Source organism: Chitinibacter sp. GC72 (genome assembly GCF_009760905.1).
Classification (GTDB): domain Bacteria; phylum Pseudomonadota; class Gammaproteobacteria; order Burkholderiales; family Chitinibacteraceae; genus Chitinibacter.
Genome location: NZ_VIRW01000021.1, coordinates 26,160 through 49,650, shown reverse-complemented (window position 1 = coordinate 49,650; position 23,491 = coordinate 26,160). Strand labels below are relative to the sequence as shown.

Here is a 23,491-nt window from a genome sequence, read left to right as displayed (position 1 = left end):
CGTGCTGCCGTTCGACTTGCATGTGTAAAGCATGCCGCCAGCGTTCAATCTGAGCCAGGATCAAACTCTTTCGTTTAATCACTAAGCTAAATGTACTACTTGGCTTGTACTTCAATACTCAAAGAAAAAAACGAGATGAACAATAAAGTTCGTCTTGTTTTACTTTCTTTTCAATTGAGTGCAAGCACTTGTTTCGACTTACGAATCAAGCACTCACACTCATCGGCTGTAATTTGTTAAAGATCGGTGCGAGACAGAGAGAAACTTGTTTTGTTTCGCTGCGTCATCAGCAGAGAGGCCGAACTATACCCACAGGCCTGAAACCCGTCAACACCTACATGCAAATGAAATGATACAAAGGTGATAAGCGGCTGTTTTCAAAGGAAACAGAAAGCACCACCACCAAACGGCTCTTGCAGAATCCCAAACCATCCCTATCTACATCAGCATGAATAATCAGGGCTAGGCGTAATGGCCAAGCCCAAATTTGGAGTCCAAATGCCCAAAGTGCTTATGTACAGTACAGGCTACTGCCCCTACTGTGATCGCGCCGAGCGACTACTAACGCAGCGTGGCGTAACATCGATTGAAAAAATCCGTGTTGACCAAGACCCGGCACAACGTGCAATCATGATGGAACGCACACAGCGCCGTACCGTGCCGCAAATTTATATTGATGATTATCACGTTGGTGGCTTTGATGACTTGGCAGCGCTCGATCACGCTGGCAAATTAATTCCGCTTCTAAACGGTAACGCAGGGTAAATGCTGCTCAGCCACGACAAATACCGGCATACGAGTTGCCGCAATGGTCAGCGCAGCTGGTTTTGTGCGATGATTTCGGCGCGTGGCTCCATGCACGCCATGCAAGGCTTTATATAAACCAAACGACTCACAAGGGATGGACCATGAGCGAAGAAAACCAAGCTGTACAACAAGAAGAATCTCAGCAACCTGTTTTTGCTGTACAAAAACTGTACGTCACCGACATTTCCCTCGAATCGCCTTCTGCGCCGAATGCATTTATGGAAGAAGGCCAGCCTGAATTCAATATCCAGTTCCGCAACCAGGCACGCAGCTTTGACAATGGCTTTTTTGAAGCCAGCCTGACAGTAACAGCCACTGCCAAAGCCGAAGATCGCACGATTTTCCTGGTTGAAGTAACGCAAGCTGGTCTATTCCAGATTGAAAACATCCCGGAACAAGAGCTTGACCCACTACTGGGCATTGGTTGCCCAAGTATTCTGTTCCCTTATCTGCGCGAAGCGGTATCGGATCTGACAACGCGCGCTGGCTTCCCGCCGCTGCTGCTGCAGCCAATCAACTTCGAAGCCATTTACATCCAACAACGCCAGCAAGCTGCAGCACAGCAAGCCAATGAGCAAACAACTCATTAAGCCGGTATTGATTGCGACACTGCTGGCAGGCGCTGCCAGTAGTGTTTTTGCCGTCGAATACCGCTCCACCAGCCGCACTGGCGTCATCCTGTACGAATCCCCCAGCGAGAACAGCGCAAAGCGATTTGTACTGAGCGCCAATATCCCACTTGAAGTACTGGCCGAACAAGGCACATGGCTGCGTATTCGCGACCGTGACGGCACCTTAGCCTGGTTAGCCAAAGCAGACACCAGCACTGTCCGCTACGTACAGGCCAATCGCTTGGCCGAAGTACGCAAAGAAGCCAACCCCGGCTCCAGCTTGCTATTTAAAGTCGAGCGCAATGTATTGCTTGAATTACAGCAAGACACCCGCACCGGCTGGCTGAAAATCAAACACCGTGATGGCGCCACTGGCTACATCCGCATCGAAGATGTCTGGGGCGCTTAAACCTGGATAGGAGAATTCCTTTGAAACTGGCCGTGTTAGGCGCAGGTGCCTGGGGCACCGCCTTGGCGATTCGATTCGCCGATCGTCAAGCTGTTACCCTGTGGTCACGCGAAGCAGATCAAGTTGCGCAAATGCAGCAAGAACGCTGCAATACCCGTTATCTACCGAATGCCCCTTTCCCTGCTACGCTCACCGTTAGCCACTCGATGGCCGAAGCAATTACGGACGCGGGACTTATTTTGATCGTTACCCCGATGTCGGGATTGCGCGGCACCTTGAAAGCACTGGCTGAACTGGGCAACACAGCGCCCGTACTATGGGCCTGCAAAGGCTTGGAAGCTGGCACGATGCTGCTGCCGCACCAAGTCGCTGAACAAGAAATGCCCGCTCATATCGCGCGCGGCATGCTCTCTGGCCCGAGCTTTGCACAAGAAGTCGCCAAAGGCCTACCCGCTGCGGTCACCATCGCCGCCAGCGATGCCACTTTTGCACAGCAAGTGGTCAATGATCTGAATACCAATATCCTGCGCCTGTATGCTTCAGACGACATCATCGGCGTTGAAATCGGCGCGGCGGTGAAAAACATCATGGCGATTGCCGCTGGCGTGGCTGATGGTCTCAACCTTGGCCTGAACGCTCGCGCCGCGCTGCTGACCCGAGGTTTGGCTGAAATGGCGCGCTTCTGTGTAGCTTTAGGTGGCAAAACGGAAACGATGATGGGATTGGCGGGCATTGGCGATTTAATGCTAACCGCCACCGGCGATTTATCGCGCAACCGCCGCGTCGGCCTTTTGCTCGCACAAGGGCTGGGTCTGGACGGCGTACTGAAAAACCTCGGCCACGTCGCCGAAGGCGTACCGACTGCGCGCGAAGTACTGCGCCAAGCTGAGGAGCTTGGTATTGAAATGCCAATCACCCGCTCGGTCTGCCAAGTGCTGTTTGATAATGTCGCCGTTAGCGACATCATTACCGACCTAATGGGGCGTAGCCCGAAGATGGAAGCCTCCATCTGAGAGAAATAAGCCGCTAAAGCAATAATTGATGGCTTTACGCGGCTTCGCAGACATTAATCGGCAAGCAGACTAAATTTCAATTGGGTCTACATCCAGCGTCCAGCGCCCTTTTCCTGTTTTAATAACTTCGACATGCGGCATCGCCTGATGCAGGGCGCGCTGCAACTGTGCGCGTTGCGGTGCGGCGATTAATAGCTGGGCGCGCTCAACACCGGCGCGTTTGACCATCGTGGCCGCCACCGGCTGATTGAGCGTGATCGGCTGCAACAAGCTGCCATCCAATTGCTCAAAACACGCACGGATCAATTTTAAAATCCCCAAGGCCAGCTCGATATCGGGTGCTTCGGCGCGAAATAGCGCCCACGCGGCGGCGGGTGGGAGCAACATTTCAGTGCGCTCTTGCAAGGTGCGCTCGGCAAACGGCGTGTAATCGCGCCCCAGCAATTGATGATAAAACGGGTGATCGGCAAACGCAGTCTGTATCATCACCTCGCCCGGTGTTTCGCGCCGCCCTGCTCGGCCTGCCACTTGGGTTAGCAGCGCAAACAGCCGCTCTTCGGCGCGAAAATCAACGCTGAATAAGCCGGTATCGGCGTTGAGCGCTATCACCAGATTGAGTCGATCAAAATCATGCCCTTTAGCCAGCATTTGTGTGCCAATCAGAATATCAGCCTCACCCGAATGCACCTGCGCCAATGCTGCATCCATTTCGCCCTTGCGGCGCGTGCTGTCGCGGTCAATGCGCAAGATTGTTTTGCCGGGGAAATGTGTGGCGAGCGATTCTTCCAGCCGCTGTGTCCCTTGCCCGACCGGTTTCAGATCCTGATTGCCGCAATCGGGGCAGGCGTGGGTAATCGCTTCTTCAAAACCACAGTGGTGACAACGCAGGCGGCGATCACGCAAATGCAGCACCAGCCGCGCCGAGCAATGCTTGCAGGAGGCCATCCAGCCACATTCGCCACATTGCAGCACCGGCGAATAGCCACGGCGGTTAATAAACACCAAGACCTGCTCGCCACGCTCAAGCACTTCGTGCATTTTGGCGAAGGCCATGCGGTTAAAGCCATCGATCAGGCCCGCTTTTTTTACCGGCAATAGTGTGATTTTGGGCAGCACGGCGCCGCGAACGGCTCGTTCTCTAAGGGGGAGTATATCGTAGCGACCTGCACGGGCATTGGCCCAGCTCTCTATACTGGGGGTAGCACTCCCTAATACAATCGGCACATCCACGGTACGGGCGCGATAGACCGCCACATCGCGCGCCGAATAGCGTAAGCCATCTTGCTGCTTAAACGATGGGTCGTGCTCTTCATCGACCACGATCATCCCCAGCTGTGGCAATGGAGTAAACACCGCCAAACGTGTCCCTAACACAATGCGCGCATCGCCTGATAGCGCCGCCAGCCAATTAACGGCCCGCTCGGTATCGTTCAAGCCACTGTGTAGGCAGGCCATATGCACGCCGGGAAAACGCGCGCGAAAACGCCCTTCGAGCTGTGGGGTCAGGTTAATTTCGGGAATCAGGACCAGCACCTGCTCATTGCGCGCAAGCACGGCAGCAATCGTTTGCAGGTAAACCTCGGTTTTACCGCTACCGGTAATGCCATACAGTAAAAATGGCTGAAAACCTTGCGCTGAGCTGAGCTGGCTCACGGCATAACTTTGCTCGGAATTGAGTGGCAAACACGGGCTAGGCGCTGCCAGTAACGAGGTTTCAGCCGCAGTACATATCAAGCCCGCTTCAAGCCAGCCCTTCGCCCATTTCACACCACTATCATGCACCCGCCGTAGCGCTGCGGGGGTATGGGGTAAAGCCAGGGATTCAGCCACGCGCCGCTGCGCATGCGCGCGTTTGCCAATACTGGCCAGCAATTGCGCTAAATCGGGCGTGTAGTAAACGCAGGCTGGCGCGGGCGCTTTAAACGCGGGGACATTGCGAAATACCGTTGGCAAGGCACTGCTAATCACCGCGCCTAAAGGATGGTGATAGTAATCAGCTACAAACTGACACAGAGCCAGCGTTGCTGCCGGCAAGGCAGGCAAATCATCGCGCACCGCCAGAATATTGCGGGTTTTGCCAGTGAAATCGCCAGCATCGGCACGACGCTCGATCACCAAGCCCGAGAGCTGACGCGGACCAAACGGTACAATGACGCGCTGACCGACTTGCGGGTCAAAATCACCCACACCATAGCCAAAAAGACGATTGAGCGGCACATCCAGCGCCACCATCACAAAACTGCCGCTCACCGTGTCTGCGTACCCTGTTTTTGAGGTTGTGAAATCATCCCGTGGCGCTTTTGTCCAGCTGATTGGGCATAAAACTGAGCAAAAAATGGTTATTCACAGTTTCTGTGGATAGTTTTGTGGACTAAGCATTGAAAACCGGAAAAAACCCAATGCGCACTTGATGATGTTTAGATTGCACAAAAATTAAGCTGAAAAAAATAAACCAATAAATTCATGTACTTACTGTTTGTCAATGGTTTAAAGATTATTTTTGATTAGCGCTTGACAAGATAAAAAGACAGCAATGTTATTTGTGAATAACTTGGCGTTTGTTTGCTGTACAGCACTTCAAAACATCACGCCAAGTCACTGATTATACGCAACATTACAAAACATTAACCAACCGTAAGAATTAGCCTTTTTTACCAGAATGGCGATGCACCGCAGCCACCAGCTCAGCGGCATGATCGGGGTTGGTGTACTGGGAAATACCGTGCCCCAGATTAAAAACATGGCCGGTTTTAACATCCCCAGCGCTACTGTAGCTATCGAGAATACGTTTAACCTCGGCCTCAATCGCCGCAGGCGGTGCAAACAGCGCTACCGGGTCAAAATTGCCTTGCAACGCCACTTTGTCGCCCACACGGCGGCGTGCCTCGCCAATATCGGTGGTCCAATCCAGACCAATCGCATCGCACCCCGTCGCGGCGATGTCTTCCAGCCATTGACCACCACCCTTGGTAAACACAATCACCGGTACTTTGCGACCTTCATTTTCGCGCTTCAGGCCAGCCACAATCCGCGCCATATATTGCAGTGAGAATTCCTGGTATTTACCGAATGGCAGCGAGCCACCCCAGCTATCAAAAATCTGCACCGCCTGCGCACCCGCTTCAATTTGCGCATTCAGATAATCAATCACCGTGAGGGTATTGACCTCCAGGATACGGTGCAAAAGGTCTGGACGCGCATACATCATGGTTTTGATATTGCGGTAGTCGCTAGAGCTACCGCCTTCGATCATATAGCAAGCCAGCGTGTACGGGCTGCCACTAAAGCCGATCAGCGGAACGCGGTTATCCAAAGCCTTGCGAATCGAGCTCACCGCGTCGGTGACGTATTTCAATTCAGTGCCGACGTCGGGAACAAAGAGTTTCGCCACGTCTTCCTCGGTACGCACCGTGCGCTCGAATTTAGGGCCCTCGCCTTCAGCAAAATACAGCCCCAAGCCCATCGCATCGGGCACAGTCAGAATATCGGAAAACAGAATCGCTGCGTCGAGCGGGAAACGATCGAGCGGCTGCAAAGTCACTTCGGTCGCCAGCTCGGTGTTTTTACACAATTGCAAAAACGAGCCGGCATTTTTGCGCGTCGCGCAGTATTCAGGCAGATAGCGTCCCGCCTGGCGCATCATCCACACTGGCGTGTAGTCAACGGGTTCGCGCAATAGCGCACGCAGGAAGGTGTCATTTTTTAGCATGTTTTTCCAATCAGCCCGCCAGCGGGCTTTTCATCATTAATCAATTCAAAATCCACATTACGTTACAGCGGATTCAATGCCCATTGGCCGTTCCCGTAGCAATCAAGCACCTGGGCGTGGTACTCGGTAAGCCCAACACGATGGCCCACGCTGATCATCACGCCGTCTTTCATTGCTTCGCGTACCGCCTGATAGAGCACAGCTTCGCCATCGGCATCGAGCGCCGAAGTTGATTCATCCATAAACAGGAAATCGGGCTTGACCAAAATCGCTCGTAATAACGCAATTCGTTGCTGCTCACCCAAACTCAAGACATGTGACCACGCATCGATTTCATCGAGGCGCGGCAGCAAATGAGCTAATCCCGCCATTATCAGCAATTCGGTGATAGCGCCATCATCGGACGCTACATCATTGGGGTAATACAGCGCAGCACGCAGACTACCCAGCGGCATATACGGTTTTTGTGACAGGAACAAACTACGGGTATTGCTTTGCACGCCAAGATAACCTTGGGCATAGGGCCATATACCTGCCAGAGAGCGTAGTAATGTTGATTTGCCGCTGCCTGATTTTCCGCGAATCAATACCGAATCACCGGCGAGCAATGTCAGATTAAGATCGTTCAGCAGCATCTCGCCATTCGGTTTGGTGATATTGAGCTGTTTTAATTGCAAGCCACCGCTAATGGGCTGGGCGCTAATGCGTGGCAAATCGGCAGCAGTTTCGATACTGTGCTCAAAGGTGGTCAGACGATCAATCACCGCCTTCCAATTGGCCAGCGTACTAAAGCTACCAATAATGAAATCGAGCGCGCCATAAACCTGACCAAACGCCGAATTAATCTGCATCAGGCCACCAAGCGGGATTTCTTTGGCAAAAAAGCGTGGCGCAGCGACGATCAGCGGGAAAATAATCGCCAACTGTCCCCAAAACGACGTGAACCACGTCAGGCGTTTATTCATTCGCATCAGCGACCAGAAATTATTCACCACATTCAAAAAGCGATAAGCCAAGCGCTCCTGTTCATCTTTCGCACCAGCATACAGCGCAATCGATTCGGCGTTTTCACGCACGCGCACTAGGCCAAAACGAAAATCCGCTTCGTAGCGCTGCTGCATAAAGTTCAGCCCGACCAAAGGTCGGCCGAGCAAAATAGTGATGCCGGTACCGATCAGCGCATAAATAATTGCCACCCACACCATATAGCCGTGAATAGTGACTTCCGAGCCACCAAGCATGAATTTGAGTGGGCCGGACAGCGTCCACAAAATGCCGATAAACGATACCAGCGTCACCACCGAGCGCAATAAGCCTAAGGAGAGAGATAGCGAGATCGACACAAATTGGCCAACGTCTTCGGCAATACGCTGATCGGGGTTGTCGGTATGGGTATCGGTCAATTGCAGGCGGTAAAAGTTATTTTCATTTAGCCACTTATTGGTGTAATGAATCGTTGCCCACTTGCGCCAGCGAATTTCCAGCATTTGCTGAAACCAGATTGCGTGCACTGCAATCACGATATAGGCAAAAGCCAGATAGCCAAACTTATACAAAGCCGCTTTAAAGCCTTTGGCGTCCAGGTTTTGCAGCGTGTTATAAAACTCGTTGTACCAGCTATTAAACTGGACATTCATAAACACCAAACCGAGCGACAGGCTAATCACCAGCGCCAGCAAGCCCCAAGCATATAACTTGTCTTCTGAAACCCAATACGGTTTGGCGATGCGCCAGAAATTGCGGAACAAATGACGAACAGTGGGAGCTTTAGCGGCCGACATACTCAGATCCAAATCATGCGCAAATGCAAAAAACGAGCGCCAACGCGCTCGTTACAGGTTCAAGCCAAGTTTATTTACAAGGTTTCTGCGTCCAGGCCTTGCCCTTGCCACGGCGGCATTGCCAATCCTGCGTGACCGATTTGATCTGCCACACCTTGGCTTCTTCGTTGACACTCATAACAAAGCGATAGCGCTGCGAAGCAATCGCATCATCCATCAAGCCTGATTGCACCACTTCCAACGCAACCTGGTGAAAATCTTCCGCACCTGCGGCTTTCTGGCTGATATGCAGATTCTGATATTCGCCCACGCCATATTCATCGCTAATCCGGTCAGCCAGATAGTCATACACCACCTGAACGGGTGCTTGACCAACCTTGCCTTTGGCAATCACGACATCAACCTTGGTCACTGCAGTGGCGGTGTCTTCCGCCATCACCAGCGATGACAGCAACAGTGTCGAGCCCAGCAATGCCATATTCAATATTGGTTTCATCTGTTTAATCCAAATGTGAAGTCGAAATCTGCGGGATGTAGGGCCTATTTGACGCGCAGCGGCAATACGCCAATACATCATTCAAGCGGCGCAATCGCTGCGACGATTGCGCCGTGCTGATTATTTCGCCCAAGAATCCTTCAGCGTCACCGTACGGTTAAACACGGGCTTGCCGCCCGCTTGGTGGTCATGGCGATCGGTGACAAAGTAGCCCAAACGCTCAAACTGATAGCGCGTTTCTGGTGCGGCATCACGCACGCAAGGCTCGACATAGGCGGTGATGGTTTTCAGCGATTCAGGATTAATGAATTGCTTGAAATCCACATACTGCCCGTCTTCACCACGAATGGCATCCGGGCGTGGCTCAGTGAACAGGCGCTCGTACAAACGCACTTCAGCCTCGATCGCATGCTCGGCCGAGATCCAGTGGATCACGCCTTTCACTTTACGGCCTTCGGGGTTCTGGCCCAGTGTTTTCGGGTCAATCGAGCATTTGAGTTCAACGATTTCTCCGTTGGCGTCTTTTACCACTTCATCGCACTTGATCACGTAGGAGTAGCGCAAGCGCACTTCACCGCCCAAAGTGAGGCGTTGCCAGCCTTTCGGTGGTTCTTCGGCAAAGTCATCACGCTCGATCCACAGTGTGGGCGAAATTGGAATCTCGCGCTCGCCCATCTCTTCATGATGCGGATGGAATGGTGCAGAGCGGCTGCCGGTGACGCCAGCTTCAAAATTGGTCAGCGTTACTTTCAGTGGATTGACGACTGCGATCACGCGTGGGCTTTCAGTTTCCAGCGTTTCACGCACCGCGCCTTCAAGAATTGAAAAGTCGATGATGTTCTCGCCCTTGCTCACGCCAATGCGCTGCGCAAACAGACGAATACCGGCGGGGCTGTAACCACGGCGGCGCATACCGCTGATTGTCGTCAAACGCGGGTCATCCCAGCCGCTGACGAGATTTTCAGTCACGAGCTGGTTGAGTTTGCGTTTCGATGTGATCGAATACAGCAACTCAAGGCGCGAAAACTCGATCTGTTGCGGGTGAGCCGCAATCGTGATGTTGTCGAGTACCCAGTCGTACAACGGGCGATGGTCTTCAAATTCGAGCGTACACAGGCTGTGCGTAATGCCTTCCAGCGCATCGGAAATGCAGTGCGAATAATCGTACATCGGGTAGATACACCATTTATCACCAGTTTTGATGTGCGTCGCACGCTTGATGCGATAGAACACTGGGTCTCGCAGGTTCAGATTGGGCGAGCCCATATCGATTTTCAGGCGCAGCGTTTTGCTGCCATCGGCAAATTCACCGTTTTTCATGCGCTCGAACAGATCGAGGTTTTCTGCCACCGAGCGATCACGGTATGGGCTATTACGCCCTGGCTTTTGAAAGTCTCCACGGTAATCACGCATTTCTTCCGCGTTCAGATCGCAAACGAAAGCTTTGCCCGCTTTGATCAGCTCAATGGCGTAGCCGTGAAGCTGATCGAAATAATCCGAGGTATGGCGCACGTCGCCATTCCACTCAAAACCCAACCAGCGCACATCCGCTTCGATCGCCGCGGCGTATTCGTCTTCTTCTTTTTCCGGGTTGGTGTCGTCCATGCGCAGATTGCACAAGCCCTTGTAATCAGCGGCAATACCGAAGTTAAGGCAAATCGATTTGGCATGACCAATATGCAGATAGCCATTAGGCTCGGGCGGAAAGCGCGTCTGGACTGCCTGATGTTTACCGCTAGCCAGATCGGCATCAATGATTTGACGGACAAAATTACTGGTCGGGGCAACTGCGTTTTCTTGGCTCATAACACTCGGTTCGACAATAAATTGAATTTAAGCCGTGATTCTACCAAACCCAGCCGCATCGCGGGCTGTCTTAAAGGTGTGGCGATTTTCACGGCACGATAAGAAATGGCGAGTCTGGCTCGCCATTTTGGATAAATACAAGGGTATATGGCTACATAGCACGCCTAGATTAGCTTATATGCATATACCCATGAAAAACTAAATCTCGGCAGCAGGCTCTGCTGGCGGATTGGGCAAGAGCAGATTCAGCACAATCGCCAACACGCTCACTAGCCCCACCCCCACCAGATTGAAGTTACCCACTTGCACCATCAAGCCGCCAATCCCGCAGGTCAGCACCACCGATACAATCACCAGATTGCGCGGCAGCATCAGATCAACCTTGCTATCGATCAGTGTTTTCAGGCCAATTGAGGCAATCGTACCAAACAGCAAGACCATAATCCCGCCCATCACCGGCATTGGGATCGACACCAAAATGGCATTAAATTTGCCAAAGAAGGCCAAAATCACCGCCAAAATGGCCGCATACGTCATGATCACCGGATTGAAGTTACGCGTAATCATCAGTGCACCAGTCACTTCGGCGTAGGTGGTAATCGGAGGGCCGCCGATCAAGCCAGCAAAACACACGCCCATGCCATCACCACCCAAGGTGCGATGCAGGCCGGGATTGACCGTGTAATCTTTACCAGTCACTTTGCCCAGCGCCATCACACCGCCGATGTGCTCAATCGTTGGCGCAATCGCCACTGGCAACATAAACAGCGCCGCCGCCCAGTTCACCTCGGGCGTTACAAAATGCGGCATCGCAAACCATGGCGCATTGGCAATACCGGATAAATCCACCACGCCCAAAAATACCGCCGCGATATAGCCCGCCACGACACCCGATAAAATCGGCACCAGGCGCAACATACCACCGGCAAACACCGACACGATAATGGTCGTCGTCAGTGAAATCGTCGCCAGCAGCAGCGATACGCCATACGGCACCAGCTGCTTACCGCCGCCCTGCCCCATCGCCATGCCGGAAGCGGCCACCGCCACCGACAAACCAATCACCATAATCACCGGGCCAATCACCACTGGCGGTAGTAATTTATGAATAAAGCCCATGCCGCGCCATTTAATCAAACCAGCGATAATGAAATACATAAACCCGGCGAAAAACAGCCCGAACTGCGTTGCGGCCTGACCCCAAGTTTGCATCGCAAAAATAATCGGGCCAATAAACGCAAATGACGAACCGAGGAAAATCGGCACTTGGCGTTTGGTAATCAGCTGAAACATCAGCGTACCAACACCAGCGCCAAGCAAAGCCATGGCCGGATTTAAGCCGGTGAGCAAAGGCACCAGCACCAGCGCGCCAAAGGCGACAAACAGAATTTGCGCGCCGGAAATAAACTGCTTCATTTCGTTGAACATAGCGCGCCTTATTTATTGATGGTACCGAAGATTTTATCGCCCGCATCACCCAAGCCCGGAATAATGTAACCCTGCTCGTTCAGATGCGAATCAAGTGACGCACTGACGATTTTCACATCGGGATGCTTTTCATTCATTAGCTTGACGCCTTCTGGTGCGGCGACCATCACAATCGCAATAATCTCTTTGCAGCCATTGCGCTTGAGCATATCCACTGTGGCCACTAGCGAGCCGCCGGTCGCGAGCATCGGATCGATAATCAGCGCCAGACGATCTTGCAGATCACCGACGAATTTCTCGAAATACGGCACCGGCTGCAATGTTTCTTCATCACGCGCCAAGCCCACCACACTGATCTTGGCTGAAGGGACCAAATCAAGCACGCCATTGAGCATGCCCAAACCCGCACGCAGAATCGGCACCACGGTCAGTTTTTTGCCTTTGATCTTCTTGACCTGCACATCACCGCACCAACCCTGGATCGTGACATCTTCAAGCGCCAGATCACGCGTGGCTTCATAAGCCAGCAAACGCGCCAGCTCTTCAGTGAGCAGGCGAAATTTATTGGTCGACACATCGGCTTCGCGCATTAAAGCCAGTTTGTGCTGCACCAGGGGGTGGTTGACGACGGTGATTTGCATATTTTTATCCTCTTTTTCAATGGCGCCATTGTAGATATTTGCCGCAAAATCGCTATTGAGGAAATTCCTGTGTTCGCAGCTGCTTTGCCCTGCATCAAAAAAGCAGCCCTCCTCCGAAGCGCCCAAGCCACTCAGCCCAGCGGCCCAACATCCATCCCGTCGTAACTGCGCAAGCCATGCTGCGTGGCAAACTCGACCAACTCAGCATTGCGCGCAAACAGCGATGCCGTGGTATGCACTTCGGCTTTTTCCACGTGCAGTACAAAATACTCCTGCTCGCCCGCTTCAAGTTGCGGAATAAACAAATCGACAAAGGTATAACCCTGCGCTTCAAGCAGCGGGATCACATCGGTGAGCTGCTCATCCTGATCAGCAGTAAAAAAATAGCCCCACAGCAGCGGCGCGGATAAATCCCAGTCGGTGTTGTCACGGATGCTGGCGAACATTTCTTCGAGTTGGGCTAGGGTGATCATAAAATCCTCAAAAGATGCCGTAATTGGCGGCTAAGTGCTAAGCCAGATAAATCAGCACCACCCAGCCTTGCTGCGCAGCCTGTTGATAAAACTGCTGTAGCGTCACAAAGTGCGGCCACAGTGCTGGGCCAGACACCGGCACATCCGGCATTTCTTCAGCATCTTCATCGTTGTACATTTCCTCCACCCGCGCCATCAAGCGCGGCTGATCCCAGCGTGCCAGCATGGCCGCCTGCACTTTCACCAATTCGGGATCGACCAGCATACAGCCGAAAGACAGCACCTCACCCACCATCTCATCACTGGCAAAGCCCACGCCATTGAGCGCGACGCGCAAGGCATCGCCAACATCATCCAGATCAATCGCCGCCTGCGCCTGCTGGCCATCGACCAGCGTGTTAATGCACTCAGGATCATCACGCATTTGCTCAAGCTGCGCAGCAGTAAATGCCTGCAAAAAGAAACTCATATTCATACAAGGTATATCCTTGGAGTTATTATTGATAAATAGCTACAGGCAAATACCCATCAAGGCAAGCCATCCGGATCGGGTTTGAGCGTATCGCGGCAGTAGGCGATTAACTGCTCGACATCAAATCCATAGGTCGATCCAGTTTCCCGCTGACGAGCCAACTGCCGTGCAGCCAGCTCTTCAAATTCGGCCAACTGATTACCCCAGATCAGGTAAGCGTAGTCAAATAGTTGCCCTAAACTATTTTGTGTTGTACTGAACCTACGTAAATGCTCACGCTTAAGCGTATTGATACCGGCAATGCTGTCGCTGAGGTTGACCATCGTCGGTACACGCTGCAAGGCCACCTCGAATAGCCAATTCATTTCCTCGATTGAACGGCAGAAATCGTAAGAAATCACTTGCCCTGTTTTGGTCCATACCTCTCCCGCGGCTGGGAGGTTCACCACTAAATTAAAGTGGCTCGCTTTTTCTGCAGGCACCCCCAGCAGATCTTGCTCTGCTTTGGCACGCAGCATTCCAGCACGTTCGCTATAAACATTGAATTTTATTTTTGCGCGGAGATTATGTGGTCTACCTTCACTCATCACCGACAACTCGCAGCAAACGCCATTTTTCTCACGCCTAAATTCGCACGACGGGTTGTAGCCTGGGTCATAACGGCTAAACCCGAGCACAGCCAATGGCGCAGCAAGACGTTCAGCAAAACCCTCATAAATCTGCGCTTTAGTGAGTGGCTTATTACGCGGCTTTAACTCGGAGTCGAGCGCCTGTAGCATTGGCAGCGCCGTCTCAGGAATGACCTTATTTTCTTCGTCCGGCTCGAAATAGATACCCGTTTGCAGATCGGCGATGGCCAAACGCAGATGACGCGCTAGTGGCAATACGGCGCGTAATAGGCGTTCTGCATGTTCTGGCGCAACCGAGATTAGCCAGCCTTTGGTTTGCAACGACTTCACCGCCACACGCGGATCTTGCCCGCCCCAAATTGGATCACTCGGCGCAATGTTGCTGAGTAATCGGCTGGCAAAGCGATTCAAGCGCAGTTGCTGCTTCCCATTGGGTGGAATCCCCACCTCGCTAAAATTCTTAATCGCAGACTAGACATGCTCTTCGGTATAAACGAGCCACGCCACGATGTTGCCATTTCGCGTGTCGGAATCAATATCCATCACAACAATTTGATAAGTCATACCTTCCCCTGAAATCCTGCGCGCTGCGCTTATTATTTTTTAACTGCCTTAATGGATGCTGACAATTTATCAGCAAGCACTGCCCCGCGCACTTCAAACTTCACGGTCTCAACCATCTTCCCCTGCCCATCGCGCAATTCGAGCTGGTGCCGTCCCGGCCATGGGAACCATTTGGTCTGGTTGCCGCGGCCGATTTGTTTGCCGTCTAGCCACCATTGCGCGTTCGCTACGCCACGCGCGCGGAAAACCATACGCTGATTGTTGGGTGGTACGTCGGGGTCGAGTGCGAAGATGCTGCCGTCGAGCGGCGCGATAATGCCCGGCGCTTGGTTTTGTTCTGGCTGCGTTTCGGCAACGATGAGATCGCGCTCGGTGCCGGCTAGAAACCATTCTTTGCGAGTCGCTTCAATCTGGTCTTGATAGCGCACTTGGCGACTGGTGACATATTTGGGTGGCGTCGGCGCGCGTGAGGCGGGCGCGGATTGCTGCGCGAAATCGAGCACCGCTTGCCACACCGGCGCGGCGCCGTACATGCCCGACACATCCCACATCGGCTCGCCGCTGGCGTTGCCAACCCAGACGCCAACCGTAAAGTTGCGCGAAAAGCCCACCGTCCAATTGTCGCGCATATCTTTGCTGGTACCGGTTTTTACCGCGCTCCAGTAGCGGGTCGACAGCGCGCTTTCCAGCCCAAAAGTGCGCGCGCGCGCGGTGCGGTCGGACAAAATATCTGACACGATAAAGCTGCTGGCAGGATCAAGTTTTGCGGTGGGCTTTGCAGCGGCTTCGGCCACAGTCCAGCGCGGCGCAGACCATAATCCTGCATTCGCCAATGTGCGATAGGCATTGGTCAATTCGATCAGCCTCATATCGGCTGCGCCGAGCGCAAGGCTAGCGCCATAGTAATCGCCATCTTGCTGCAAACTGCTCAGCCCTAAGTCAAACAGCCGATCGCGCAGCGCGTTGGCGCCGACCATTTCAATCGCGCGCACCGCAGGGACATTGAGCGAAGCGCCGAGCGCCGAGCGCACCGACACAAAGCCTTTAAAATCTTTGGCGTAATTTTGCGGCGCGTACAGCCCGCCGCCGGTTTGCAAAGCCAGCGGGCTATCGTCGAGCAAAGAGGCGGCGCTCAGGTATTTTTTTTCAATCGCCAATTGGTACAGAAAAGGTTTTAGCGTCGAACCTGCCTGACGCAGCGCGGTGACGCCATCGACGTCCGCCGCGTTCGACGTTGCCGCCCCCGCCGAGCCAACCCAAGCCAGAATATCGCCGCTGCGATTGTCGAGCACGATCACTGCGCCGTCTTGCACATTACGTTGCGAGAGCGCGGCCAAATGGCGTTTGAGTATCGTGTTGGCGTATTGCTGCAACGGCAGCGACAGCGTGGTTTTCACTGTGCTACCGGCGGAGATATTCTGTTGCGAGATCAGTTTGCGCGCAAAATGCGGTGCATTATTTTCGGCCAAGGGATTGGGCGCTTTGCTGCGCGAAATGGCGATTTCGGTATCGACCTTGATGCTCGAACACGCGACCCTACGCCCCAAATCTTGCACAATTTTGCACGCGCGGCTGGCAACGCGATCGACGCTGGCGTTCGGGCCGCGAATCAGCGCGGTGGCGATCGCCGCCTCGGTGATATTCAAACCGGCTGGCGTTTTGCCAAACAGCGTGTGCGATAGCGCAGACAGGCCAACGATTTCGCCGCGAAAGCTGACTTTATTTAAGTAGGCCTCCAAAATTTCGGCCTTGCTCCATTCGCGCTCCAGCCACGTCGCCGACCACGATTGGCCGACTTTTTGCCACACGCTGCGCCCCTGATTGCGCGCCTTGAGGTCTTCATCGAGCAGGCCAGCAAGCTGCATCGTAATGGTGGATGCGCCGCGCGTTTTACTATTCCACACATTGCCCCACGCCGCAGCAGCAACGCCGGACCAATCGACGCCGCTGTGCTGGTAAAAGCGTTTGTCTTCGGAGATTAATAATGCGTGGCGCATCGCGGGCGAAATGTCTTGCAAACCCACCCAATCGAGCTTGCGCGTTTTCATATCGACGCGAATCCGCTGCAGCGGCGCGCCTTGACGATCCAGCACCAGCACATCGGACGAGCGCCAAGCGGATTTGACTTCTTTAAAACTGGGGTTGGCCCACACCGGCGCAGCGACAAGCGCCGCTGCGAGCGGCCAGAGATAAAACTTCATGTAACTTCCAAAAAGCAAACAGCGGCATTGCGCCGCTGATTGCTTTGTTATTAATAATTATTTCGCCGCGACCACTTTCATCGCCGCGTTCGGCAACATCCCAAATACATCCGGCGCATACATTGCTTCGACGCGGGTTGGTGGCATCTGGAAAGTACCGACGTTATTCAGCCGCATCGTGTATTCCACCTTCAGCCCACCACGCGGTACATAGCTGTAGAAGGCGCGATAGCTGCTGAAGGTACGCTCGATAAAATCGGCATAGTCGCCGCCTGTAGCGTCTTTGCTATCAATCGCCGAATCACGCCCCAGACCACTGCCCTGTATCGTTGCGCCCGCTGGGATCGGGTCGTTCACCACCACCCAAGTCATATCGGCCTGCGCGGTGATGTCGAGCTGCACTTTCACCACATCGCCCGGCTGATACTGCCCGGCCACTTTCTGGCTCACTGGCATGATGGTTTTCTTAATGCTGTAACCGGCATAGCGTGGCGCTTTCAGTACCACGGCTGCGCTGGCCTGCACCGTCGCCCAAGGCTCGCCGCTGCCGGTGTGTTTGATACTCAGCGTACCCTTACCTGCACTTGGCCAAGCCAGCGTACCTAAGTTTTGCACGCCTTCTTTAGGCCAGTTCAGGCTTAAGCTTTGCTCGCCCAAAGCCGCGCTGGTTGCGCCTGCCACTGGTGTGTTTTCAAACTGTCGCGAGAATGCGCCAACCGCCAGCGTGCCCCACAGATTGGCCGTCGTCGTTTGCCAATGGCCTTTGCTCTGGCGCGCCAGCAATCCGGTTAACACGCGCGGCATATCGGCTTGCCAATCGGACAGCAAACGTGTCGTCAAAATCAGCTTCGCAGCATTCACATCGGGGCTGCCCATCAACCACCACGCCACATCGTCGCGCTCGGTGCTAAATACCATGCGCGTACCTTGGTAAGTGAGGCGCGCGCGCAGCAGATTGCTCGCCTCGGTGATTTTCGCGGCCTGATTCGGAATGCCTTTGGCACGATTAAGCAAGGACAACCAATCGACCAGCATTGCCGTACTCATTTTTTGCGGATTCAGCTCGACCACATCAAGCATTGCCGGTTTAAATAGGCCGTAGCGCGCCAGCACTTCCATTGCGGCCAAACGACGCACATCGGCGTCTTGCCTGTTGTAGGCCAAATCGCGTTTCAGGCGACCTTCGACAAAGGCGACCAAGGCGTTCAGCATGCGCTGGCGCGGCGCATCGGGGATGGCTTCGCCAGACTCGTGTGAGACAGCCAATAGATAGGTAGTCAGGGTATCGCTACCAAAGCGATATCCAGATTCGCTTAGCGGCCAATACCATGCCAATCCATCGTTATCCAAATACAGCGGCAGCTCGGCCATCAGCTTTTGCCAACGCGCTTTATCACCCAAGCCCAGCGCGACCGAGGTGCGCTGCTCCAAGCAGGAGTACGGATATTCGCTAAACCAACGGCGCACACCCGGTAGCTCGTTGCCGAGCTTATTCTGCAAGGACACGCTAATGCCGCCGCGGCCTGCGAGTGCATTCGGCGGCAGCGCAACCGGGATTTGCAGCTCGCCGCTGCTGACGCGCTGCAGTGTCGCTTGCTCGACGGTGACTGGCACGGCGGGCTCGACCTGCTGTGTAGCCGCGAGTTTATCAGCCGCTTTCCCATTCACCTCTTGCACCGCAAACACCCAATCGAGCTGCTTGAGGTTGTTCGGCACCGTGATCGGCCAATTGATAAAGCGCGCTTCGCCAGCGGGCAATTCGACTTGCTGCGGACTCAATCCCGCAATCCCGGAAGCGTTGGCGCTGACTTTCACCACCATCTTGCGCTCGCTGCCATTGCGCAGCGTGATGCCCGCCGCGAGTTGATCGCCTTCACGCACGACTGGCGGGATGCCCGATGTCAGCTGCAAGTCTTGCCGCACGACAAAGCTGCCCTCGCCGGTGCCAAACTGATCGTTGCCCACATCGGCCACGGCAACGAGGCGGAACTTGGTCAGCGCGTCGTTAATCGGCACTTTGACTTTGGCCGTGCCATTGGCATCGAGCACCACCGCAGGTTGCCAGCTCAAGAGGGTATCGAGCAACTCACGCGTTGGCGCTTTGCCGCCACCGCCGCCCGGCGGCAAGGCTTTGCGGCCGTAATGGCGCTTGCCGACTACTTCGAGCTGCGCAGTGGCCATTTCAATGCCAAAACTATGGCGCTGATACATGGCCTGCAGAATATTCCATGAGGTATTGGGCTGCAGCTCAAGCAGCGCCTCGTCTACCGCGGCAAACGCCACCTCAGTACCTGCGGGCGCGGGTTTGCCATTCGGTAATTTCACTTTGATCGTCACGTCGGCCATTTCGCGTATGCCGTACGTTGCACGCGCAGGGGTGACTTCCACTTGCAAACGCTTAGCCGCGTCGCCGACCTTGATTTCCGCGACGCCGTATTTAAACGCGGGGCGCGACAAATCAACCATCGCCGTAGGCGCGACAAAATCTTTGCCCTCGTTCCAGTACACGTTCCACCACTCGCCCGGCGTTTTCCAACCCCACGTAAAGAACGAGTACCACGGCACATCACGCACGCGGCCGCGTACCGCGAGCACCGACACGTAGACATTCGGCGTCCAGTTATCCGCAATTTTCAGCTCGAAACTCGCCGTTTTACCGTCCAGCTCGACAACGCGCGTTTCCAAAATGCCTTCGCGCTCAATCCCAATCCAAGCTGTCGCTTTACGGAACGGCATGCGTACTTGGAATTTGGCGGTTTCACCGGGCTCGTAACTGGTTTTTTCGGCGATCACGTCGATGCGATCATTGTTATCGCTATCAAACCACAGCTCTTCGTGCTGGCTGACCCACACGTCCTGCGCGCTGCGCGCCGCATTGCCTTTATCGTCTTTAACTTGCGCGATCAGCTCCATATTGCCGGCGTCTTTAAAGCTGATTTCGCAGAACACCATGCCTTGCGCGTCGCTGGTTTCGCTGCACACTTCGCCTTTGTCGGCGATTTCTTCGCTGGTATCCCAGGCGTAAAAACCACCGACCAGGCGTTTGCGCGCGCTCAGGTATTTGCGCTCACGCAGGCTGACTTTGACGTCTTTCCCTTTTGCTGGCTTGCCATTGGTATCGAGCACGACGGCTTTGAGCTGCAAGGCTTTGCCGGTGCTGATCCAGCTCTCGACACTGAGGCCAACTTGCAGTGCCGCCGGCCATAAAGCGAGGCGGCGGGTAATCGTTTGCACTTCGCCATTCGGGTCGCTAAACGCCATTTCGCTAACCAGATCGTAGCGGCGATCAAGCGCCGGCAAATTGCTGACTTTGGTTTTGCCATTGCCGTTGGCGTCGAGCAGCACGGCGGCTTTATCGAGCACCACTTTGCCATCCAGCGACTGATTTGAAGGATTTGAAGGCGTTTTTTTATCTTCCGGCACGCTAGGTGGCGTGAAGGAATACAGCTCGTAATTTTTGGGCCGCTCGTAGCTCTCGGCCAGCATCGCGCTCACTTGGACTGGCCAGGCTTTGGCCGGGCCGCCATTGCCCCAGGCCAGCGATACATTCAGGGGTATTTCTTTAGCGGCTATGCCTGCTAATTTTTGCGAGGCAATACCCCCGGTCATGACCGGCAGGCGGAATGCTTCAACGCGGAAACTGCCGCTTTGCAGTGAATAGCCATCGAGTTCCGGGCTGGCTTTGTTGCCGCTATCGGCCTTGCTGCGGCTACCCTTGCGCTCCAGATACAGCGAGTAGCTACCCAGCTTGGCCTGCTTGGGGATGGCAAAGCTCGACTCGGCATAACGGTCTTTGCGCCAGCTCAGCGGGATATTGATTTCGTCGCCGCTGCCATCGTGCACAATCCGCACTTGCTGCGGCAATTGCCCACCTTTGAGCAAAGCCAGACCCTTGCTGCCTTTGAGCCGCAGGAAATGTTTCATCGACACGGTTTCACCGGCGCGCAGCAAAGTGCGATCCATCACGCTGTGCGCAGTGATATTGGAAGTTTCATCGTAATAAGTCGGGTATGGAAAGCGCCAAGATTCGATACCACGATTCCAGCCCGAGCGAACAAAGGACACATCATCATGCCCATTCGCATCTTTGGCGCGGGCGGTAACAAACAGGCCATCGAGCTGATCGCCACGGCACCCACCGGCGTTAAAGGCCTGATTGATCAGCACCATGCCCTGCGCATTGGCCTGCCCCGACCACAGCGGCTTGCCACTGCAATCGTAAATATGAATCGCCGCATTAGGCACTGGCCGCGCCTTGTCTAGCGTGGTGACCCAGACTGCCGTATTTTCACTCGACTGCTTTAAATGCACGGCCATATTGGTGACCAGCGCGGCGGTGCGCACATACATCGGTTTGTTCTCGCCCAGCAGCGCTTTGCCGAGCAATTGCGACGACACTTCCAGCACATAAAAACCCGGCTTGGGCAGCGGCACACCGACCACTTCAAACGGCCACTGGCCACTGGCATTGGTCTGCCCCGGCAGCTTGATCGGCTGCGCTGAGCCTTCTTTTTTCAGCAAGGACAAGCGGCGGGATTGAACGTCTTTTTTGCCGATGGTGATGGTGGATTCGTCATATTCAATCACTTTGGCCAGCCAGCGCATCATGCTGGCGTCATCGCCCACGCGCAGCGATTGGCCACTCAGTTGCACCGACTGGATTTTCAAGTCGCGCTCGACACCGCGCAGGGTAATCGGCAAGGCCGCATCGCTGCCCGACTCGATAATGCCGAACGGCGCGGCGGCAAACTTGGCCAGCGGCGGGTAGTCTGAGGTCTTGATCGTCAGCGGAAAACGATCCGCATTCACCAGCTCGCGGCCCACTTCATCGGCAAAATCAGATGGCAAAGCCAGCTTGAACTCGGCCAGCGGCGCAAAAGGCGGCGCAAAGCTGATTTCTTCAACTGGCTCGCCTTTATTGTATTGATCCACCTTGGGCGAGCGCTCGCCACCCTCGCCCTGCAAACGGATCGCCTGCGCGAGTTTGGCCGGAACGGGCGAGCTAAAGCTCAGCGTAATCGGCTTGAACGGAATACACGCACCCTTTGCGTTTTCGCGCTGGCAGCTTAGCGTGGCGCGAAACGGCGGGCGCACACTAAAGTCGAAACGATCCGGCGTGCTTTTGCCGCGCACATGCACCAGCGTCAGCTTGCTATCGGGCGCCAGGCGCTGGGCGCAACGCACCGTGGCAATGCTGGCCTCGCGTTTCTCCAGCCCAAGATGGCGGAGTATATCGCTGCGCTCCTTGCTGGATAAGGCCTGCATGGGGATACGTTCAGGGGAACTACTCGATTGGCAATACAGCGACGCCAGAGCTGGCGCTGGGCCATTGCTTTGCAGCACAAAGCTCTGGTCTTCCTCGATCTGCCCTTCGGCAGGCCAGTGCTGTGTGACGATGGGCAAGCCGGTGTAAAAACGGTAGCTCAAGTTGGCAGGCAAGCTATTGCCTTGCAGATCTTTCCAGCCCGCCTTGGGCGTAAAGCGGCAATCGGTATTGGCGGGCGGGCTTTGCTGCACATCGAGCACCCAGGTTCTGTCATTCACCCAATGGCTCTTGCCTTGCAAGGCGCAATTAAAGCTCAGTGGCGCAGGCGCCGCGCTATTGCCCAGCGCAACCACCGGCGCATCAAAGCTGACCCGCACCTGCGTCAGCTGCTTGATTTCACCCTGCGGGCTAAAGGTAGTGACCGTGGCGGCCTGGGCAGTGGTATGAGTGGCGGCCAGCAGCAGGCAGGCCGCCCAGAAGGCATTGAGTGATCCGGACATTGATCTTGCTCCCATTCAGACAAGTTAAATGCCCTTGCCCAATTAACTTTCAAAAATTTGATGTTAATTGTATTGAATCAGAAAGCTTTAGACGAGACATTTACCGCACAGTCACGATAAATGCGCCGCAGATTCACTTGCTGCCCAGACGCTGAAGTGTATTAAACAGCCCTATCTGCAACGTCACCCTCGGCGAAGGCTTGCAAATGCGCAATATGTGCGGGAATGCGCAATGATTTGGGACGGATGGCTTGCACCTGCGCCATCGCCTCGTCCAGCGGCACCTGCCGTGCCAGCAGGATGTTGGCAATCATCAGCCCGGTGCGACCCGAGCCGCCTTTGCAATGCACGGCAATGGTTTTGCCCTCAGCGAGCATCTGCAGAATATCGGCACTGTGCAATGCCCACTGGCTGGCAAATTCGTCGCTTGGCGCGGCGTCATCTTCAACCGGAAAATGAAACCAGCTCATGCCTAGCTCGGCGCAGACTGCGGGCAAATCGGTGGCATTGTTTTCCTGCAGCTCATGGCTTGGCATCAACGTAATCAACGCCGAAGCGCCTGCTGTGTGCAAATCCTGCAAAGCACTGCGCAAATCGGCATCTTTGGTGCCGGGGCACGGGGTAAAAATCAGGCCACCGCCTTCGGCTAAGGGCATGATGTCGTATGGATGGGTCAAAATGGGCC

General features: G+C 54.5%; 17 protein-coding genes and 1 rRNA gene. 4 read left to right on the top strand and 14 right to left on the bottom strand.

Translation table 11 applies throughout. The features are described 5' to 3' along the window. Positions 1–76: ribosomal RNA gene (locus FLS37_RS14140) — 16S ribosomal RNA — on the bottom strand; the annotation flags it as partial. Positions 77–498: 422 nt separating this feature from the next. Between FLS37_RS14140 and grxC the strand changes: the two genes are divergently transcribed. The 4 genes from grxC to FLS37_RS14120 all read left to right on the top strand — a co-directional run bounded on the left by grxC (position 499) and on the right by FLS37_RS14120 (position 2,840). After that, positions 499–765, top strand: a complete 267-nt coding sequence (gene grxC, locus FLS37_RS14135) for a glutaredoxin 3 (RefSeq protein ID WP_157670617.1) — start codon at positions 499–501, stop codon at positions 763–765. Between the two features lie 143 nt (positions 766–908). Next, positions 909–1,397, top strand: a complete 489-nt coding sequence (secB, locus tag FLS37_RS14130) for a protein-export chaperone SecB (RefSeq protein ID WP_157670616.1) — start codon at positions 909–911, stop codon at positions 1,395–1,397. Beyond that, complete coding sequence (locus FLS37_RS14125; protein ID WP_157670615.1) at positions 1,378–1,827, top strand: SH3 domain-containing protein; 450 nt, start codon at positions 1,378–1,380, stop codon at positions 1,825–1,827. Before secB ends, FLS37_RS14125 begins: the two co-directional genes overlap by 20 nt. A 20-nt stretch (positions 1,828–1,847) precedes the next feature. Continuing rightward, positions 1,848–2,840, top strand: a complete 993-nt coding sequence (locus FLS37_RS14120) for an NAD(P)H-dependent glycerol-3-phosphate dehydrogenase (RefSeq protein WP_157670614.1) — start codon at positions 1,848–1,850, stop codon at positions 2,838–2,840. 69 nt (positions 2,841–2,909) lie between these two features. Here the strand turns inward: FLS37_RS14120 and FLS37_RS14115 are convergent, their stop codons facing one another. The 13 genes from FLS37_RS14115 to FLS37_RS14055 all read right to left on the bottom strand — a co-directional run bounded on the left by FLS37_RS14115 (position 2,910) and on the right by FLS37_RS14055 (position 23,483). Next, positions 2,910–5,090 carry a primosomal protein N' gene (locus tag FLS37_RS14115; protein ID WP_198314644.1) on the bottom strand — a complete coding sequence of 727 codons (2,181 nt, stop codon included), beginning with the start codon at positions 5,088–5,090 and terminating at the stop codon, positions 2,910–2,912. A 391-nt stretch (positions 5,091–5,481) separates the two neighbouring features. After that, on the bottom strand, positions 5,482–6,549 hold the full coding sequence (hemE, locus tag FLS37_RS14110; RefSeq protein ID WP_157670613.1) for a uroporphyrinogen decarboxylase: 1,068 nt from the start codon (positions 6,547–6,549) through the stop codon (positions 5,482–5,484). A 62-nt stretch (positions 6,550–6,611) separates the two neighbouring features. After that, positions 6,612–8,330 (bottom strand): ABC transporter ATP-binding protein/permease, encoded by a 1,719-nt coding sequence (locus tag FLS37_RS14105; RefSeq protein WP_157670612.1) that lies wholly within the window; start codon positions 8,328–8,330, stop codon positions 6,612–6,614. 70 nt (positions 8,331–8,400) lie between these two features. Continuing rightward, a complete protein-coding gene (locus tag FLS37_RS14100) occupies positions 8,401–8,826 on the bottom strand; it encodes a hypothetical protein (protein ID WP_157670611.1) in 426 nt (141 codons plus the stop codon). A gap of 120 nt (positions 8,827–8,946) precedes the next feature. Beyond that, the gene (locus FLS37_RS14095; RefSeq protein WP_157670610.1) at positions 8,947–10,632 is read right to left on the bottom strand and encodes a glutamine--tRNA ligase/YqeY domain fusion protein; all 1,686 of its coding nucleotides are present in this window, start codon (positions 10,630–10,632) and stop codon (positions 8,947–8,949) included. Between the two features lie 198 nt (positions 10,633–10,830). Next, positions 10,831–12,060, bottom strand: a complete 1,230-nt coding sequence (locus tag FLS37_RS14090) for a uracil-xanthine permease family protein (protein WP_157670609.1) — start codon at positions 12,058–12,060, stop codon at positions 10,831–10,833. Between the two features lie 8 nt (positions 12,061–12,068). Then, positions 12,069–12,701, bottom strand: a complete 633-nt coding sequence (gene upp / locus FLS37_RS14085) for a uracil phosphoribosyltransferase (RefSeq protein WP_157670608.1) — start codon at positions 12,699–12,701, stop codon at positions 12,069–12,071. Between the two features lie 131 nt (positions 12,702–12,832). Next, positions 12,833–13,174: a ribonuclease E inhibitor RraB gene (locus tag FLS37_RS14080; protein WP_157670607.1), complete on the bottom strand. Its 342-nt coding sequence runs from the start codon at positions 13,172–13,174 to the stop codon at positions 12,833–12,835. A 37-nt stretch (positions 13,175–13,211) separates the two neighbouring features. Continuing rightward, positions 13,212–13,649, bottom strand: coding sequence for a DUF1877 family protein (locus FLS37_RS14075; RefSeq protein WP_157670606.1), 438 nt, complete (start codon positions 13,647–13,649; stop codon positions 13,212–13,214). A gap of 53 nt (positions 13,650–13,702) precedes the next feature. Then, a complete protein-coding gene (locus FLS37_RS14070) occupies positions 13,703–14,506 on the bottom strand; it encodes a hypothetical protein (RefSeq protein ID WP_157670605.1) in 804 nt (267 codons plus the stop codon). A 365-nt stretch (positions 14,507–14,871) separates the two neighbouring features. Further along, positions 14,872–17,040 (bottom strand): penicillin-binding protein 1C, encoded by a 2,169-nt coding sequence (gene pbpC, locus FLS37_RS14065; RefSeq protein WP_157670604.1) that lies wholly within the window; start codon positions 17,038–17,040, stop codon positions 14,872–14,874. A gap of 57 nt (positions 17,041–17,097) precedes the next feature. Beyond that, positions 17,098–22,806, bottom strand: coding sequence for an alpha-2-macroglobulin (locus tag FLS37_RS14060; RefSeq protein WP_157670603.1), 5,709 nt, complete (start codon positions 22,804–22,806; stop codon positions 17,098–17,100). A gap of 161 nt (positions 22,807–22,967) precedes the next feature. After that, positions 22,968–23,483 (bottom strand): tyrosine-protein phosphatase, encoded by a 516-nt coding sequence (locus tag FLS37_RS14055; RefSeq protein WP_157670602.1) that lies wholly within the window; start codon positions 23,481–23,483, stop codon positions 22,968–22,970. Positions 23,484–23,491 lie beyond the last annotated feature (8 nt).

Excerpts from the sequence above, each read along its gene's own strand:
- FLS37_RS14095 (WP_157670610.1), bottom strand. The coding sequence starts at position 10,632 with ATGAGCCAAGAAAACGCAGTTGCCCCGACCAGTAATTTTGTCCGTCAA.
- hemE (WP_157670613.1), bottom strand. The coding sequence starts at position 6,549 with ATGCTAAAAAATGACACCTTCCTGCGTGCGCTATTGCGCGAACCCGTT.
- grxC (WP_157670617.1), top strand. The coding sequence starts at position 499 with ATGCCCAAAGTGCTTATGTACAGTACAGGCTACTGCCCCTACTGTGAT.
- FLS37_RS14060 (WP_157670603.1), bottom strand. The coding sequence starts at position 22,806 with ATGTCCGGATCACTCAATGCCTTCTGGGCGGCCTGCCTGCTGCTGGCC.
- FLS37_RS14100 (WP_157670611.1), bottom strand. The coding sequence starts at position 8,826 with ATGAAACCAATATTGAATATGGCATTGCTGGGCTCGACACTGTTGCTG.
- FLS37_RS14075 (WP_157670606.1), bottom strand. The coding sequence starts at position 13,649 with ATGAATATGAGTTTCTTTTTGCAGGCATTTACTGCTGCGCAGCTTGAG.
- FLS37_RS14090 (WP_157670609.1), bottom strand. The coding sequence starts at position 12,060 with ATGTTCAACGAAATGAAGCAGTTTATTTCCGGCGCGCAAATTCTGTTT.
- pbpC (WP_157670604.1), bottom strand. The coding sequence starts at position 17,040 with ATGAAGTTTTATCTCTGGCCGCTCGCAGCGGCGCTTGTCGCTGCGCCG.
- secB (WP_157670616.1), top strand. The coding sequence starts at position 909 with ATGAGCGAAGAAAACCAAGCTGTACAACAAGAAGAATCTCAGCAACCT.
- FLS37_RS14125 (WP_157670615.1), top strand. The coding sequence starts at position 1,378 with ATGAGCAAACAACTCATTAAGCCGGTATTGATTGCGACACTGCTGGCA.
- upp (WP_157670608.1), bottom strand. The coding sequence starts at position 12,701 with ATGCAAATCACCGTCGTCAACCACCCCCTGGTGCAGCACAAACTGGCT.
- FLS37_RS14080 (WP_157670607.1), bottom strand. The coding sequence starts at position 13,174 with ATGATCACCCTAGCCCAACTCGAAGAAATGTTCGCCAGCATCCGTGAC.
- FLS37_RS14105 (WP_157670612.1), bottom strand. The coding sequence starts at position 8,330 with ATGTCGGCCGCTAAAGCTCCCACTGTTCGTCATTTGTTCCGCAATTTC.